This is a genomic window from Staphylococcus sp. GDX8P80P, assembly GCF_017893095.1.
GTDB lineage: Bacteria > Bacillota > Bacilli > Staphylococcales > Staphylococcaceae > Staphylococcus > Staphylococcus borealis.
On record NZ_JAESMI010000163.1, the window covers coordinates 1 to 415 of the forward strand.

Annotated in this window: 1 pseudogene; it reads left to right on the forward strand. The window is 32.3% G+C overall.

From position 1 onward, the window contains the following. A pseudogene (locus KA858_RS11895) lies at positions 1-254 on the forward strand (IS110 family transposase); the annotation flags it as partial. Positions 255-415 lie beyond the last annotated feature (161 nt).

The following is a 415-nucleotide window of genomic DNA, read 5'->3' on the forward strand; positions in this document are numbered from 1 at the left end:
ACAGTAGAGATACAATCAATAAACGTGGTAATAAAAAAGCGAGAAGACTTTTATTTTGGGTGGTTATGAATATTATAAGGGGACAACATCATTATGATAATCATATTGTCGATTATTATTACAAACTAAGAAAGCAGCCTAATGAGAAACCTCATAAGACTGCCGTCATCGCATGTATAAATCGATTATTAAAAACGATTCATTTTCTAGTAACGAACCAGAAAATGTACGATTATCAAATGGCCCCTCATTAGCCAAATATATAATCAAATATAGTTTAACACCTTATTCAAAAAATTCAAATTGAACGGTTTAGTTAAGTAATGCTTATTTTAATGATAAGTACTTGACTAATCGTAGGAAAGGGAGTGGGACAGAATTCTTTTTAAATTCGTCGTCCCACCCCCGCAAGGAT